The 15,941-nt window shown below is 71.7% G+C and carries 14 protein-coding genes; 8 read left to right on the top strand and 6 right to left on the bottom strand.

Going from position 1 to position 15,941, the window contains the following annotated elements; genetic code table 11:
• The first annotated feature begins 2 nt into the window (after positions 1–2).
• On the top strand, positions 3–2,162 hold the full coding sequence (locus tag AB0P18_RS13190) for a glycosyltransferase (RefSeq protein WP_363360400.1): 2,160 nt from the start codon (positions 3–5) through the stop codon (positions 2,160–2,162).
• Positions 2,163–2,172: 10 nt separating this feature from the next.
• The gene (locus AB0P18_RS13185) at positions 2,173–3,477 is read left to right on the top strand and encodes a glycosyltransferase (protein WP_363360399.1); all 1,305 of its coding nucleotides are present in this window, start codon (positions 2,173–2,175) and stop codon (positions 3,475–3,477) included.
• On the opposite strand, the gene AB0P18_RS13180 is transcribed toward AB0P18_RS13185, so the two are convergent.
• Entirely contained in the window at positions 3,438–4,130 is a 693-nt protein-coding gene (locus tag AB0P18_RS13180) for a hypothetical protein (RefSeq protein ID WP_363360398.1), read from the bottom strand. The two genes, AB0P18_RS13185 and AB0P18_RS13180, sit on opposite strands and share 40 nt — an antisense overlap.
• A gap of 31 nt (positions 4,131–4,161) precedes the next feature.
• Here AB0P18_RS13180 and AB0P18_RS13175 point away from each other — a divergent pair, with 31 nt between their 5' ends.
• Complete coding sequence (locus AB0P18_RS13175) at positions 4,162–5,226, top strand: NAD(P)-dependent alcohol dehydrogenase (RefSeq protein ID WP_363360397.1); 1,065 nt, start codon at positions 4,162–4,164, stop codon at positions 5,224–5,226.
• 144 nt (positions 5,227–5,370) lie between these two features.
• Here AB0P18_RS13175 and AB0P18_RS13170 read toward each other — a convergent pair whose 3' ends face one another.
• A complete protein-coding gene (locus tag AB0P18_RS13170) occupies positions 5,371–7,461 on the bottom strand; it encodes a RecQ family ATP-dependent DNA helicase (protein ID WP_363360396.1) in 2,091 nt (696 codons plus the stop codon).
• A gap of 130 nt (positions 7,462–7,591) precedes the next feature.
• Here AB0P18_RS13170 and AB0P18_RS13165 point away from each other — a divergent pair, with 130 nt between their 5' ends.
• The gene (locus AB0P18_RS13165) at positions 7,592–8,113 is read left to right on the top strand and encodes a DUF6325 family protein (protein ID WP_344055685.1); all 522 of its coding nucleotides are present in this window, start codon (positions 7,592–7,594) and stop codon (positions 8,111–8,113) included.
• Positions 8,114–8,225: 112 nt separating this feature from the next.
• The gene (locus AB0P18_RS13160; RefSeq protein WP_363360395.1) at positions 8,226–9,119 is read left to right on the top strand and encodes a hypothetical protein; all 894 of its coding nucleotides are present in this window, start codon (positions 8,226–8,228) and stop codon (positions 9,117–9,119) included.
• Here the strand turns inward: AB0P18_RS13160 and AB0P18_RS13155 are convergent.
• Entirely contained in the window at positions 9,098–10,795 is a 1,698-nt protein-coding gene (locus tag AB0P18_RS13155; protein ID WP_363360394.1) for an alpha-glucosidase, read from the bottom strand. The two genes, AB0P18_RS13160 and AB0P18_RS13155, sit on opposite strands and share 22 nt — an antisense overlap.
• Before the next feature lie 99 nt (positions 10,796–10,894).
• On the opposite strand from AB0P18_RS13155, the gene AB0P18_RS13150 reads away from it, so the two are divergent.
• The 3 genes from AB0P18_RS13150 to AB0P18_RS13140 all read left to right on the top strand — a co-directional run bounded on the left by AB0P18_RS13150 (position 10,895) and on the right by AB0P18_RS13140 (position 12,433).
• Positions 10,895–11,062 carry a hypothetical protein gene (locus AB0P18_RS13150; RefSeq protein WP_344055688.1) on the top strand — a complete coding sequence of 56 codons (168 nt, stop codon included), beginning with the start codon at positions 10,895–10,897 and terminating at the stop codon, positions 11,060–11,062.
• 34 nt (positions 11,063–11,096) lie between these two features.
• Positions 11,097–12,152, top strand: a complete 1,056-nt coding sequence (locus AB0P18_RS13145; protein WP_363360486.1) for a DNA polymerase IV — start codon at positions 11,097–11,099, stop codon at positions 12,150–12,152.
• 110 nt (positions 12,153–12,262) lie between these two features.
• Positions 12,263–12,433 carry a CsbD family protein gene (locus tag AB0P18_RS13140; RefSeq protein WP_344055689.1) on the top strand — a complete coding sequence of 57 codons (171 nt, stop codon included), beginning with the start codon at positions 12,263–12,265 and terminating at the stop codon, positions 12,431–12,433.
• 64 nt (positions 12,434–12,497) lie between these two features.
• Here AB0P18_RS13140 and AB0P18_RS13135 read toward each other — a convergent pair whose 3' ends face one another.
• The 3 genes from AB0P18_RS13135 to AB0P18_RS13125 all read right to left on the bottom strand — a co-directional run bounded on the left by AB0P18_RS13135 (position 12,498) and on the right by AB0P18_RS13125 (position 15,852).
• On the bottom strand, positions 12,498–13,397 hold the full coding sequence (locus tag AB0P18_RS13135; RefSeq protein ID WP_363360393.1) for a zinc-ribbon domain-containing protein: 900 nt from the start codon (positions 13,395–13,397) through the stop codon (positions 12,498–12,500).
• Between the two features lie 90 nt (positions 13,398–13,487).
• Positions 13,488–14,813 (bottom strand): MFS transporter, encoded by a 1,326-nt coding sequence (locus AB0P18_RS13130; protein WP_363360392.1) that lies wholly within the window; start codon positions 14,811–14,813, stop codon positions 13,488–13,490.
• A gap of 73 nt (positions 14,814–14,886) precedes the next feature.
• Positions 14,887–15,852, bottom strand: a complete 966-nt coding sequence (locus AB0P18_RS13125) for an LLM class F420-dependent oxidoreductase (protein WP_363360391.1) — start codon at positions 15,850–15,852, stop codon at positions 14,887–14,889.
• Between the last annotated feature and the right edge of the window lie 89 nt (positions 15,853–15,941).

Below are 15,941 nucleotides of genomic sequence, written 5' to 3'. Positions count from 1 at the left end.
GAATGGGCGTTCAGACTGCTCTGGATGCGGTGCGCGACGCGCCCGGAATCGTCGAGGCGATGCGACTCGCCGACGACCTCGCCTTCGAGGCGGGTCGGGACCCGGGGGTGCGCACCCTGCGGATCCTCGCGTCGGCGCTCAACGGCGACGATCAGGTCGCCGCGATCGCCGCGGTGCACGCGCTCGCGGAGATCTTCGACGAGCAGGCCGCGCGCATGCTCACCGCGCTGCTCTCCGACGAGCGCGCCACGATCCGCGAGCACGCGGCGTGGGCGCTCGGTTCGGTCCTGCCCCGTTTCGACGCGATGAGCAGACTCATCGCCCTGGTCGCCGCGGGCGGCTTCACCGGCATGCTCGCGCAGCGCACGCTGGAGAAGTGGTCGTCGACCGCGGCCGAGACCCTGGCCGTCGCGCTCGAGACGGCGCTGCTGGGCGAGCGTGAGCCTTCGACCCGCGCGCGGCTGACCGAGACGCTCGGGCTCGTCCGGCACGCGATCGCCACGCGGCCGCTGCTGGAACTCGCCGCCGACCGCGCCGAACACGAAGAGGTCCGGGTGGCGGCGATCGCCGCGCTCGGACAGCGCCGCGGGGCGCCGGCGATCCCCGCGCTGCTCGAAGACCTCGTCAGCGGCGACGGGCGGATCGCCGAAGTCGCGCGGCTCGCGCTCATCGACCTGGATGCCGTCCCCCACCCGCGCGTCGCCCGCGCGGACGGCCTCACGGTCGGGCAGCTCTTCCTGCACGCCGACATCGACCCCGCTCTCGCGTCGGTCGGCGCCGGGGACAACGGCGGCATCGCGACGCTTCTCGTGCGCCTGGGCGACGCGCTCGTGGCCGATCCCACCACGGGGGTCGACCGCGTGATCACGCTGTCGCGCGGCCCGGTTCCGCAGGCCGCCGAGGACCTGCTCGAGATCGGCTCCGCGACGTCGGGCCACGTGTACGGGCGTGTTCCGCTGCTGCCGCAGCCGGTCCCGTCGGCAGCCGCCTGGCCCCTCCGCGTCACCGCGCGGCGCGGCATCCGTCGCATCCTCCGCGCCGCGGCGCCCGTCGATCTCCTCCACCTGCGGATGGCCGATGTCGGAAGCTTCGCCGCCGCCGACGTCGCCCGCGAGCTCGGCATCCCCACGGTCTTCACGGTCGCGCCCGACCCGCACGCCGTGATCCGCTCCCTCGACCGCTCGGGGGCGCTGACCCGCGAGCGGTTCGGAGAGGTGGACCTGGTCGAGCACTTCTGGTTCCGGGCGCGTCTGGTCACGAGCCTCGCGTCGAACGCCGCGCACACCGTGCTCTTCCCCCGCCCCGATCTGCAGCGGGACATGGCGCAGCTCGTCGGCATCGACATCACCGCGCACCCCGAGCGGCACACGATCGTGGCCGAGGGCGTCGACCTCGCGGTCGTCGACCGCGCCGCGGATGCCGCCCGCGCGCACGCGGACGGCGGCGTCGCACCGGGAGCGATCGCCGAGCTCCGTGCGCTCGTCGAGCAGCTCGCTCCCGAGCGGCGCGGCCTTCCGCTCATCGTGAGCCTCGGTCGCCTCCACCGTGTGAAGGGCATGGCGACCCTCGTCGAGGCGTGGGCGTCGGGACCGCTGCGCGATCGCGCGAACCTCGTGATCATCGGCGGCGAGCTCGAGCACCCGTCACTGGACGAGCGCGAGCAGCTCGACCGCATCCGCGCGGCCGTCCCGGACCCGTCGTCGGGACTCATCCTCGCCGGCCACCGCCCGAACGGCGTCGCGGCGTTCTGGCTCGCCGCCGCGCGGTTCGGGATGCCGGGCCTCAGCCCCGCGGGTGGCGTGTACGTGTGCGCGAGCGTGAAGGAGGAGTTCGGCATCGCGCTGCTCGAGGCGATGGCGACCGGCCTCATGGTGGTCGCCCCCGACGGTGGAGGACCTGCGACGTACGTGCAGGACGGCGTGACCGGCGTCCTCACCCAGACGTGGGATCCCGTCCGGCTCGAGGCCGGCGTCGCCTCCGCCCTCGATGCGGCTGCCCACCCCGACGAGGACCGGGTGCGGGCCGCGCACGACATGGTGCGCACGAAGTTCACGATCCAGGCGATGGCCACGGCGCTCGGACCGGTGTACCGCGGTGTCGCCGCCGAAGAAGAGGCCCTGATCCGCGCGGCGAACGCGGTCGACGGCGTCGCGCTCTCGTGAGGTGCGCGCGATGACCCTGCTCGTCATCAGTCCCGACTACGCCTCGCACCTTCTGCCGCTCGCGACGATCGCCACCGCGTGGCGGGATGCCGGCCACCGGGTCGTGGTCGCCACCGGGCCTGCCACCGACCCGATCGTGCGCGAGTTCGGCTTCGAGCGCCTCGACCTCCCCCTCGGCCGCGGGAGCAATGCGCGGGTCATCCGCGCGGAGGAGCAGCCCGCGGAGGAGTCCGACTCGCTGCGCGGGTTCTTCGACGCGACCCGCCGGGGCATGGTGCCGACCCTGCGCTACCAGGCCCGCGAGCGGCTCACCGACCTCATGTGGGAACCGGTGGATGCCGGCCGCCGCGTGCTCGCCGCGGTCGATGCGGTGCAGCCCGACGCGATCATCGTGGACCATCTGGCCTTCAGTGCGCGGCTCGCCCTGCAGACCGCCGGCATCCGTTACGCCGACGTCGTGCTCGGCCACCCGAGCGCCCTCCCGGTCGCCGGAGAGGTCTACGGGTATCCGCCGTTCTGGCCGACGGCGTTCGACCCCGACGAGGCCGAGCTGAGCGACCTGCGCACACTGTGCGAGGAAGTGTCCGCGCGCTTCACCGCGGAATGGAACCGCACGGCGCGCGCCCTGCGCCCCGATGCGCCGCTCACGGCCGACGCCTTCGGCGAGCACGGCGATCTCGTGCTCTACAACTATCCGGCCGCGCTGGCCGACGGCGACGGGCGCGCACTGCCTCCGCACGCGTTCCTCGGCTCGACCCGACGCGTCGAAGCGGTCGACGACGAGGTGGAGCGCTGGATCGCGGCGACCCCGGCGTTCGCGTACGTGAGCTTCGGGAGCTTCCTCTCGGTGCGCGGTGACGTCCTGCGTCGCGTCGCGGAAGCGCTGATCGAGATCGGGATGCCGGCGGCGATCGCCACCGGATCGACGCCGGTGTCCGAGCTCGGCGAGATCCCCGAGGACTGGCTCGTCCGCGACTACCTGCCGCAGGTGCGACTCCTCTCGGCGGCGACGACGGCGGTCACCCACGGCGGCAACAACTCCGTCACCGAAGCGATCGGTCAGGGGGTGCCGCTTCTGGTCCTGCCGTTCTCCACCGACCAGTTCGCCGGTGCGGCGGCGATCGAGCGGACGGGTGCGGGAGCGGCGCTCGACCCGAATGCGGCATCCGTCACCGACCTCATCACGGCGCTGCGCACCGTTCGCGAGCTCGCCGGTTCGCCCCTCCTGCGCGGGATCGCGCGGGAGCAGCAGCGGATGCCGGGCCCCGCGATCGCCTACGAGCTGCTGAGCGCGCCCGATCCGGCCACGAGCTGAGCCATCGCCTCACGGTCGCCCTCCGCGGCGCGGTAGCGCTCCATGAGCGCCGCGTTCGCGTCGTACCGTGCGCCGGCGCGAACCTCGGCCGCGTGGTGCAGCGCGTACACGTTGCCCTCGTGACGGACCGGCTCCGCGCCGAGCAGCGCGTTGTGCGCGAGGAACCACGCCGCGTCCTCGAAACCCCACCCGCGGAACCGTTCGTCCTGGCCTCCGTGCGACGCCCATGTGCGCGGCGTCGTCACGTACACGCCCGAGCACGCGCCGATCACGAGCTCGAAGTCGCACTCGGCGGCGGGCACACCGGCGCGCAGCTGCGCGTCGCCCTCGCGTCCGAGCCAGTGGTACTCGGTGTACGGCAGATGGACGAGCCCGCTCGTCCGCGCGGCGATCACCGCGGCGCGGAGGGGCTCGGGCTCGGGCAGCGTGTCGGCATCGCACACCACGACGACCTCGTCGGGATCGTGCGCGGCGATGCCCCGGTTGCGGCACGCGGCGAGCACGAAGACGTCGTCTTCGGTGTCGATCGTCTGGATGCGGAACTCCGGCAGATGACGGGCGTACCAGTCCACGACGAAATCGAAAGCGGGCACCCGGGACGGCGCCGGTCGCCACGGGATGATGACGGTGACGGGATGGTCGAGCTGCGGCATCCCCCCAGCGTACGTCTGGGAGAATGAGGGGATGCCCTCAACGACTCCCGCCCTTCTCGTCCCCACCCCCGGCCAGGCCTTCGAGCGCGGCACGATCGAGCGCCGCGAGGTCGGCCCGCACGACGTGCGCCTCGACATCGCGTTCGCCGGCATCTGCCACTCCGACATCCATCAGGCTCGCGAGGAATGGGGTGCGGGCATCTTCCCGATGGTCCCGGGTCACGAGATCGCGGGCATCGTCACCGAGGTCGGCTCCGAGGTCACCCGGCATGCCGTCGGCGACCGCGTCGGCATCGGCTGTTTCGTCGATTCGTGCCGCGAATGCGAGAACTGCCTGGCCGGCGAGGAGCAGTTCTGCCTCGAGGGCAACGTCGCGACCTACAACGGCCGTCAGTACGACGGCACCCCCACGTACGGCGGGTACAGCACCGAGATCGTCGCGGACGAGAACTACGTGCTCCGCATCCCGGACGGCATCGCCCTCGATGTCGCCGCCCCCCTGCTGTGCGCCGGCATCACGACGTACTCGCCGCTGCGCCATTGGGGCGCCGGCCCCGGCAAGCGCGTCGCCGTGATCGGCATGGGCGGACTCGGCCACATGGCCGTGCAGATCGCCCACGCGATGGGTGCGCACGTGACCGTCCTCTCGCGCACGCTCGCCAAGAAGGAGGAGGGACTCGCTCTCGGCGCCGACGACTATGTCGCGACCGACCCCGAGGGCACCGGCGACGCCGGCGCGCTGAAGGAGCTGCGCGGTCGTTTCGACCTCATCATCAACACCGTCTCGGCCGACATCCCCGTCGACCGCTACCTGCAGACGCTGCGCCTGAACGGCGCGCTCGTGTTCGTCGGCCTGCCCGAGAAGCCGCAGACGTTCCGGGTGTTCTCGCTCGTGGGCGGTCGGCGCTCGCTCGCCGGCTCCAACATCGGCGGCATCCGCGAGACGCAGGAGATGCTCGACTTCTGCGCCGAGCACGGCATCGCCTCGGTGATCGAGACGATCAGCGCCGACGAGGTGACCGAGGCGTACGACCGGGTCGTGCGCGGCGACGTGCGCTACCGGTTCGTGATCGACACCGCGACGATCCCCGCCTGACCGGCCGCGCACGACCCGTGCGCGTGCCCGGCGACTGCTGAGCGGTGCCGACGGAGGTCGAACCGGCCGGCGCGGACGACATCGGTCACAGCCAGCAGTCTTTCGGCACACAGCGACGCCGAATGGACAGCTGGCCGGCAGTCCTCAACCGCGCAGAGCCAGGGCGAACGGCAGGACGGCCTCGGCGCCGGCGAGGCGCAGCTCGCGCGCGGCGACGGTGAGCGTCCATCGGCTGTCGGCCAGATCGTCCACCAGGAGCACCGGCCCCGGAGGGATCTCCAGCCCGGTCGCGTCGAAACGGTCCCAGAGCCCGGAGAGGCGGAACACGCTGTTGCCGCCCGGGGCGCCGCTCGGGCCGCCGCCCCGGATGGCCAGCGTGCCCAGGTACGGCAGCCGACCGACCGCCGCGAGCTGCTCGGCGAGGGAACCGACGAGCTGCGGGTGGCGACGGGACGGCAGGGCGACGACGGATGCCGGCCGCGCCGTCCAGGGCCAGTCGGCGAGCACCCGGACCACGGCGTCGCGCATCGCCGGCGTGAGCGGGGCATCGGCTGCGCCGCCATCGAGCAGGGCGCGCAACGAGCCGCCCCAGCCGAGATCGGTGAGCCGCGCGAGCGCCCGGCCCTCTTCGGCGCGCTCGGCCGGCGGGATGTTGCCCTTCAGCGGGATGCCGAGCTTGTCGCCTCCGGTCGGCCACTGCGCCCGCGGCTCGATGGGGACGCCCACGCGCGCCAGCGACGCGTCGGCCGAGCCCGTGGCCGCTTCCGCGATGTCAGTGGGATACCAGGCTCCTGCGCACGCGTCGCACCGCCCGCACGGCGCCGCGGTCGGGTCATCGAGGGTGCGCTGGAGGAACTCCATCCGGCATCCGTCCGTGCGCTCGTAGTCGAGCATGTGCTGCTGCTCGATCCGGCGCGCCTGCGCGATGCGCTCGTAGCGCTCGGCGTCGTAGGTCCACGGCGCGCCGGTCGCGATCCAGCCGCCGCGCACCCGGCGGACCGCACCGTCCACGTCGAGCACCTTGAGCAGCAGCTCCAGCGGCGTGCGACGGATGTCGACGAGCGCCTCCAGGGCCGGAGTGGACAGCGGGTGGTCGCCGAGCTCGGCGATCACCCGCTCGGCGCGCTCCTGCGTGGGCATCGACGCCGTCGCGAAGTAGCGCCAGATGTCGGGGTCTTCGGGACCGGGCAGCAGCAGGACGTCGGCGTTCTCCGTCGCCCTCCCCGCTCGGCCCACCTGCTGGTAGTACGCCACGGGGGACGACGGAGCGCCGAGGTGCACGACGAAGCCGAGGTCGGGTTTGTCGAACCCCATCCCCAGCGCGCTCGTCGCGACGAGCGCCTTCACCCGGTTGGCTTTCAGCAGAGCCTCGGACTCCTCGCGCTCGGCGGCATCCGTCTGCCCGGTGTACGCGTGCACGTCGTGGCCGGCATCCCGGAGCAGCCGCGCGACGTCCTGCGCCCCGCTCACCGTCAGGCTGTAGATGATGCCCGAGCCGGGCAGGTCGCCGAGGTGCGTGAGCAGCCATGCGAGGCGTGCCCGGGCGTCCGGCAGCCGCAGCACGCCGAGCCGGAGCGACGCGCGCGCGAGGGGCCCGCGGATCGTGACCACCTCGACCCCGCCGCCGGCCAGCTGCTCCTCGACATCGGTCACGACCCGGCTGTTCGCGGTCGCCGTCGTGGCGAGGATCGGCACCCCCGCCGGCAGGCGGCGGATCAGCTCGCCCAGTCGCCGGTAGTCGGGACGGAAGTCGTGGCCCCAGTCGCTGATGCAGTGCGCCTCGTCGACGACCAGCATCCCCATGCGCTCGACGAGCGCCGGCAGCTGCTCGTCGCGGAACGCCGGATTGTTCAGCCGCTCGGGCGAGAGCAGCAGCACGTCGACGTCGTCGTTCTGCAGCCGGCCGAGCACGTCGGACCACTCGTGCGCGTTCGTGGAGTTGATCGCGACGGCGCGCACGCCCGCGCGTTCGGCGGCGGCGATCTGATCGCGCATGAGGGCGAGCAGCGGCGAGACGAGCACCGTCGGCCCCCCGCCCCGGCGGCGGAGCAGGAGCGTCGCGACGAAATAGACGGCGGACTTGCCCCACCCCGTGCGCTGGACGACGAGGGCACGGCTGCGGTCGTCGACGAGGGAGCGGATCGCCTCGAACTGCCCGTCGTGGAAGTCGGCGTCCGGCGCACCCACGAGCGTGCGGAGGATCTCGAGGGCGGCCGTGCGGGTCTCATCGCTCATCCGATCGAGTCTCGCATCACCCTCCGACCTCACCCCGCCGATATCACCCGATCTGCATGACGTCGCTCGGTGGAGGTCTGCCTAACGTGATCATGAGCCGCGACGGCTCCCACGAAGAGGAAGGTTTTCCATGGCCGAGAACGAGGACGAGTACGGGCCTGTCGACTATCTGATCGTCGAGTTCCCGGCGGGCGCGCAGAACTTCACCGGCGAGATCGCCGAGGAGATCGTGCGGCTCGTCGACGCCGGGACCATCCGGGTCATCGACATGATCGTCATCACGAAGGACGCCGAGGGCAACCTGGACGCCGTCGAGCTCTCGGACACCGAGGACCTCGGCCCGCTCACCCAGATCGAGGCGGGCCTGGCCGGCCTGCTCGCGGAGGACGACGTCGAGATCCTCGCCGCGGAGATGAGCCCGGGCAGCGTCGCCGGAGTCCTCGTGTACGAGAACCTGTGGGCGGCGCCCTTCGCCGCTGCCGCGCGTCGCGCCGGCGGCGTCGTGATCGCGGACGGCCGGGTCAACCCGGTCGACGTCGCCGCCGCCTTCGCCGCGCTGGAGCTCGTGGAAGCCGAGGCCGAGTTCGACGAGGCGCTGGATGAAGCCGTCGAGGCCGAGATCGCTGCGGAGGAAGCCGCCGAGAACCGCTGATCGCGCCGGTTGCGCGATCGGCCTCCGGGGGGAGGCCGCACGGGGGTCGTCGCCCTGCAGGAGAATGGGTCCTGCGTGGCACGGCCCCCTTGTGTCGCGTCGGAGGGTGATCATGAGCACGTCCACGTCGCCCCAGCGCACCCACCGCTACCTCAGACTCGCGATCGGCGGCACGGTCGTGGTGATCTTCGTCGCCGTCCTCGCGGCGGTCCCGGCGTTCGGCTGGCTCTCGGCGATCAGCGACTACTTCTACACGCCGGCGCGCAACGCCTTCGTCGGGGCACTGATCGCGGCATCGCTCGCTCTGCTCGCCCTGTCCGGCCGCGGAGCCGAGCGCGTGATCCTCGACGCGGCGGCGCTCTTCGCTCCCCTGGTCGCGCTCGTTCCCACCGTGATCGGGTCGGGGTCCGTCCCGGGCGTCGACGTGCCGTGCAGCCCCTGCGTGCCGCCCGTGGCGCGGCCCGACGTCGCGAACGGCGTGGTGACGTATCTGGTCGTGCTCGCCGTGGTCCTGGCGGTCGCGCTCGTCCTGCGCACGCTCGGACAGGCCCCCGGATCGCTGTTCTCGATCATCCTCGGCGTGATCGTGCTGGTGTTGGTGACCGTGACCGGTCTCATCGCTCCGGAGGCGTTCCTGAGCTTCGCGCACGTGAGCGCGACGGTGATCTTCTTCGGGCTGATCGCCGCGGATGCCGTCCTCAACGCGTTCTGGCGCACGTCGAGCCGGACGCCGCCCCGGTGGCTGCGGATCACGTACATCGCGATCGCCGCCGTGCTGGTCGTGGACATGATCGTGCTGCTGGCCGCGACGTTCGCGCGACGGGATGCCGATGGGGCGGCTCCGCCGTGGATCCTCGTCGGCGAAGCCGTCGCCCTCGTGGTGTTCCTGCTGTTCTGGATCCTGCAGACCTGGCAGCGCTGGGACGAGGATGATCCCGCATCGCTGCTCCCGGCCGACCGCCGGCTGCCACCGCTGCGCCGCGCTCAGGCGACGGTGGACCGGTAGATCCGGGCCTCCCACGGCGCCAGCCGGCCCCCGACGCCGGCGCGTTCGGGCAGATTCGTCAGCACGAGCCGGTCGCCCGCGAGGTCGCACTCGACCGTCTCGTCGGAGAGGTTCGCCACCACCAGGAGGCGCGTCCCCTCAGCCTCGCGCGTGTAGGCGAACACTGCCGGGTCGTCGGGGAGCAGCATCCGGAAGTCGCCCTGCACGACGACGGGGTCCTCGTGCCGCAGCGCGATCAGGCGACGGTAATGGGCCCACACAGAACCCGGGTCGCCGACCTGGGCCGCGGCGTTCACGCGCTCGTGGTTCGGGTTCACCCCGATCCACGGGGTGGCGGAGGTGAAGCCGGCGCCGGGCTCGGCGGTCCACTGCATCGGCGTGCGGGCGTTGTCGCGACCCATCGCGCGCAGCGCCGCCAGCACATCCTCCGGCTCGTGACCCAGGAGATCGACCGCGGTCGCGTAATGGTTGATCGACTCGATGTCGCGGAGGGCACCGATGTCGTCGAACGGCACGTTCGTCATTCCGAGCTCTTCGCCCTGATACACGTAGGGCGTGCCGCGTTGGAGATGCAGGACCGTGGCCAGCGCGGTCGCCGACGCGTACCAGTGCTCACGGTCGTTCCCCCAGCGCGAAACGATGCGCGGCTGGTCGTGGTTGTTCCAGTACAGGCTGTTCCAGCCGTGCTCGGCGAGCGCCTCCTGCCAGCGCGCGAACGAGCGCTTCAGGTCGCGGAGGTCGAGCTCGCCGACGTTCCACTTGCCGCCGATCTGGTCGAGTCCGACGTGCTCGAACTGGAAGATCATGCTCAGCTGACCCGTGCGCGAGTCGGTCAGCCGGGCGGCGAGCTCGGGCGTCGCATCGGGCATCTCGCCCACCGTGAGATAGTCCTGCTCCCGACCGTCGAAGACTTCGGCCTTCATCTCGGCGAGGAACTCCTGAAGCCGCGGGCCGCTGCGGAAGAACGGCATGCCGTCGCCGAAACCCGTGGAGAGAACTTCGCCGTCGGGAAGGGCGAGGTCTTTCGAGATGAAGTTGATGACGTCCATGCGGAATCCGTCGACGCCGCGGTCCAGCCAGCGGTTCATCATGTCGTACACCGCGCGGCGCACGACCGGGTTCTCCCAGTTGAGGTCGGGCTGCTTCCGGGAGAACAGGTGCAGGTAGTACTGCCCGCGCGCAGGCTCCCACTCCCACGCCGAACCGGAGAAGAAGGAGCCCCAGTTGTTCGGCTCCGCGCCCGGCCGGCCGCCGACCGCACCTGGGCGCGGATCGCGCCACATGTACCAGTCGGCGTGTTCGGCATCCCGACCCGACCGCGAATCGACGAACCAGGCGTGCTCGTCCGATGTGTGGTTGACGACGAGATCCATCACGAGCTTCATCCCGCGCGCGTGCAGCTCCGCGATGAGCTCGTCGATATCGGCGAGGGTGCCGAACGTCGGGTCGATGTCCTCGTAGTCGCTGATGTCGTAGCCGTTGTCGTCGTGCGGCGAGCGGTACACCGGCGAGAGCCAGATGACGTCCACGCCGAGATCGTGCAGGTAGTCCAGCCGGGAGACGATCCCGGGGATGTCGCCGATGCCATCGCCGTCGGAGTCCTGGAAGCTGCGCGGGTACACCTGGTAGACCACGGCGGAGCGCCACCACTCCCGGCCTGGCTGACTGTGCGACATGCTCCCAGCCTGGCACGCGCGCCCGGTTCCGCGCGGGCGCGGGCGCGCGGGGCAGCAGAAGTCCCGGTACGATCGGAGGGACTTTGGAGAGAGGTAGCGATGATCGTTCTGTTCGCTCTGTACCTGGTGCTGTTCCTGGCGGGCTTCTACCTGCTCGGTCTCGCATTCACCGTGTCGGCGTTCCAGGGGCTGATCTTCGCTGCCGGCATCCTGGTGATCTCCCTCGCCGTGGGGCTGCTCTTCCACACGCAGAGTCGCCGGTCCTGACCTTCCGGCCATGAGTGCAGCTGCCCGCTCCTGGGTGCTGCACGTGGACCTGGACCAGTTCATCGCCGCGGTCGAAGTGCTGCGGCATCCCGAGCTCGCCGGACTCCCGCTCATCGTCGGCGGCCGGGGCGACCCGGCTGAACGGGCGGTCGTCTCCACCGCGTCCTACGAGGCCCGCGCATTCGGCGTGGGGTCGGGGATGCCGCTGCGGATCGCCGCCCGGAAGATCCCCGACGCCGTCATCCTCCCCGTCGACCATGCGGCCTACGACGCGGCATCCGCCGTCGTGATGGCGACCCTCCGCGCGCAGCCCGGCGCGGTCGTGCAGGTGCTCGGCTGGGACGAGGCGTTCGTCGGCGTCGAGACGTCCGACCCGGAGGCGTACGCGCGGGATGTGCATTCGGCGGTGCTCGAGGCGACCCGGCTGCACTGCAGCGTCGGTATCGGCGACACGCTCGTGCGGGCCAAGGTCGCCACCGGGTTCGGCAAGCCGCGCGGCGTGTTCCGCCTCACGGTCGAGAACTGGCTGTCGGTGATGGGTGATCGGCCCACGATCGAGCTCTGGGGCGTCGGGACGAAGATCTCGCGTCGGCTCGCAGGGCTCGGCATCCGCACCGTCGCCGAGCTCGCGCAGGCCGACCGGGCGGCCATGATCGCCGAGTTCGGCCCGCGGATGGGCCCGTGGTACGCGCAGCTCGGGCGCGGCGAGGGCGCGAGCGTCGTGGACGACACCCCGTGGGTCGCGCGCGGGCACAGTCGTGAGACGACGTTCAACGCGAACCTCGAGGACCGTGCCGAGATCGACGCGGCGCTGGACGACCTGCTCGCGCAGGTGCTGGCCGACGTCGCGGCCGAGGGCCGACCCGTCGTCGGGCTCGGGCTCAAGGTGCGGTACGCGCCGTTCACGACGAAGACGTTCACGAAGAAGATCGCCGGCACCGCGGACCCGGCGGTCATCCGCGGGAAGCTGCGGGAGCTCGCGGCGAAGATCGCGCCGGACCGCGCGGTGCGCTTGCTCGGGGTTCGCGCCGAGATGGCGATGCCGGAGGGGGCCCGCGAAGGCCACACCCCCACCCGCGGCGGCTGGTAGCGCACGGGTCGGGGTTGTCAAGCCCTTGTCCGGTCGGCCGGGGTCGGCGTGGGATGGATCCACGAGCGGCGCAGACACGAGCCACTCGACCTCGAACGAAGGAGACAGCCATGGGCCTCGACGACAAGATCAAGAACGCGGCACAGGACCTCACCGGCAAGGGCAAGGAAGCGGTCGGCAAGGCCACCGACAACGAGCGTCTCGAAGCCGAGGGCGAGCGCGACCAGGCGGCCGCGAACCTCAAGCAGGCCGGCGAGAACGTGAAGGACGCGTTCAAGTAAACACACGCCCCCCACCCGGCGGCCAGGACCGAGAGGTCCTGGCCGCCGTTCGCGTATCGGGGCCTCAGCGCAGATAGGCATCGACGAACAGCGGCCCGCGGATCTCGCGCAGGGTGTCGATCAGCTGGTCGATGCCGCGCCGCCCGAGCGAAGAGAGCTGCAGGTCGTACGGGCCGAGCTTCTCGAGCTTGCCGGTGCGGATGCGCACCACCTCCCAGCGCGCGGCGCGCAGCATCCGGTCCTTGCGTCTGTCCGCATCTTCGCGTGAGCCGACGTGTTCGAGGCCGAACCGGCCGGTGCTGTCGTACTCGATCGCGACGCGGAGCTCCGGCAGCAGGATGTCCGGCCACACTTCGAGGTGGTCGAAGAAGGGGCGGCTGATCCGGACCGCGTTCATGCCCGGCGTCACCTCGAGCCGGGCGAAGATGTCGGCGCGCAGTCGGGCTTCGACGGCGGATGCCGGCCGCGGCGCGCACGCGCTGACGAACGGCTCGCCCGCGGGGAGCGCCGGGGTCTTCGGGCACAGAGGGCGCGGCCGCTTCACGCGCGGCGGCGCCGGGGTCGGGCGTTCGGTGCGCGGTGGGGCCGGGGATGCGGCCGACGGCGTCGGGCCTGAAGCGCTCGGCGGGGCCGGGACCGCCGCCGGGACCACTCGCTTCGGCGCGGCGAGCTCGGCGCAGTCGGGACACCACGCGGACCGACGGCGCTGCCGCCCCGGACGTGCGCGCTGCTCGGACGGCGTCGCGACGAACCGGTGCCCGGACTCGCACTCCCACAGCAGCAGCACGTCGGCCGCAGGGGGCACCTGGGTGAGGGTGATGCCCGCGTTGAGCTCCGGGTGGTACTGGCGGATCAGCATCGGGTACGCCGCCCACGCCTCGCGGTAGGTGCCGACCGGGTACGGGACCTCCGCACCGCGCGAGAACTGCCTCCGCGCCCACCACGCCCGCACCGGTTCCGCCATGCCCCGGACGCTAGCGGGGGCCTCCCCCACCGCACCGAGGTGTCACCCGCAAGACGACCAGAGCCGCCACCTTCCCGACGCGAAGAGCCGTCAGCGCCGCCGCTTGCGCCGCGGCTCGTCCAGCCCGAGGCGGATGCGCGTGAGCTTGCGCTCGCGCACGATGAAGACCGCCCCCACGAGCCACAAGGGCACCTGCGTGAGGAACGCGATCCGGAACGCGTCGAGCGTGAACGTGTCGGGCGTGCCCGCTCCCTGCAGGTCGAGCGCGAGACCGATCAGGAAGATCGCGATCATCCCGGCGAGGAACCCGCCCGAGTTCGTGATGCCCGTCGCGGTGCTCAGCCGGTGGCTCGGGTTGTGCGTCCGTGCGTGATCGAACGCGATCATGGATGCCGGTCCCCCCGTCGCGAGGGCGACCACGAGCACGAACAGCAGCCACAGCGGCGCAGGACCGGGCCACGCGATCACCACGAGCCACGCGATCATCTGCACGGCGATCGTCGGCAGGACGAGCGCGCGGGACCGCATGTGCGGCAGGCGCCCGGAGAGCAGACCCATGACCGGCCCGATCGCGATGCCCGAGAGCACCAGCACGGTCGTGATCGCCGCCGCCTCGGCCTGCGTGCGCCCCTCCCCCGAGGTGAGGAACGGGACACCCCACAGCATGATGAACGCGGTTCCTGCGAACGGTGTCGTGAAGTGCGACCAGAACGCCAGGCGCGTGCCGGGGTGCGACCAGGCGGCGCGGATGCCGACCCTCGTGTCCACGGCCGACGTGACGACCCTGATCGCCCCGGTGTCGGTGTCGACCGAGACGTCTTCGGCCCGATCGGGCGGATGGTTGCGGATGACCGCGAACACGAGCACCGCGAACAGGACACCGAGCCCGGCGACGCTGCCGAACGCGATCGACCAGGAGGTGGCGTGCAGGAGCGCAGCGAGCGGAATGATCGCGATGATCTGACCGAGCTGTCCGAGGATGCCGGTCATCTGCACCATCACCGGACCGCGCTGCGCGGGGAACCAGGTGGCGATCACGCGCAGGACGCTCGGGAAGACCATCGCGTCGCCGGCGCCGAGCAGCATGCGGGCGGCGATCGCGATGCCCACGTTCGGCGAGAGGGCCATGACGAGCTGGCCGACCGCCATCAGGATCATCCCGATCGTGATGATCGGGCGCGCACCCCAGCGGTCCAGCCACACCCCGACCGGGATCTGCATGGCGCCGTAGACGCCGAGTTGCAGCACCGCGAACATCGACAGGGTCGACGCGTCGGCGGAGAACCGATCGGCGGCGTCCACGCCGACCGCGGCGAGCGACGTGCGGTTCGTGATCGCGAGGACGTAGGCGGCGACCCCGACGCTCCAGATCGTCCACGCGCGCCAGGAGGGCGTGGGGAGCGCGGGAGAGGTCACGGGTGTCCGACGGTCGGCAGTGGGGGGATCCCTCCACCGTACTCCCGCCGGACACCCGGCCCCGCGGTGCGCCTCAGAGCGCGCGCAGCTTCTCCAGGAGCGGAGCGGCCGCTTCGGCGAGGAAGCGCTCCTGCCCCTCATCACCGACCTGGACGAGGGCGACGTCGGTGAAACCTGCGTCGAGGTACTCCTTGACGCCCTCCGCGATCCTGTCGAGATCGGGGCCGCACGGAATCGAATCGGCGACGTCTTCCGGCCGGACGAACTGGCTCGCCGCCGAGAAGCCCGCCGGCGTCGGCAGGTCGGCGTTCACGGCCCACCCCCCGGCGAACCAGCGGAACTGGTCGTGCGCGCGCTCGCGCGCGACCTTCTCGTCCGGATCCCAGCTGATCGGCATCTGACCGATCTTGCGCGAGCCCTTCCCGTGGGCGGCATCCCACGCTTCGATCAGGTCTCCGGCGGGCTGCACCGCGATCAGGTGATCTGCCTGATCGGCGAACCGCTCGATCGAGCTGTCACCCGAGACGGCGACGCCGATGGGAACGCCGCCCTCGGGGGCGTCCCAGATGCGCGCGGAGTCCACCCGGAAGTAGTCGCCCTCCCACGTGACGAGCTCACCGGTGTGCAGCTCGCGGATGATCTGGATCGCCTCCTCGAGCATCGCCTGGCGCACCTGCACCGCGGGCCAGCCCTCGCCGATCACGTGCTCGTTCAGGTTCTCGCCCGAGCCGAGCCCGAGGGTGAAGCGCCCCTCGGAGAGCAGCTGCAGCGTCGCGGACTGCTGGGCGACGACCGCGGGGTGATATCGCATCGTCGGGCAGGTGACGTAGGTCATGAGCTCGACGTTCGACGTGGCCTGCGCGACGGCGCCGAGCGTGACCCAGGCGTTGGGCGAGTGGCCCTGGCTCGTCAGCCACGGTGTGAAATGGTCGCTGGAGACTTCGAACTCGAAGCCGGCCTCCTCGGCCGCGACGGCGTAGCGAACGAGGTCGCGGGGTCCGCTCTGCTCGGTCATGAGGGTGTAGCCGAAACGGGGCATGGGGTCCTTCCGGGTCGTCGGGGGGGGTCTCCACTCTGCGCGCCCGCACCCCGGTGCTCCGGGGGCTTGACCGAGGCGACTCGGCGTGC

This window comes from Microbacterium sp. NPDC064584 (assembly GCF_040687315.1).
GTDB classification, from domain to species: Bacteria; Actinomycetota; Actinomycetes; order Actinomycetales; family Microbacteriaceae; genus Microbacterium; species Microbacterium lacus.
This window is presented reverse-complemented; position numbering and strand designations above follow the sequence as displayed.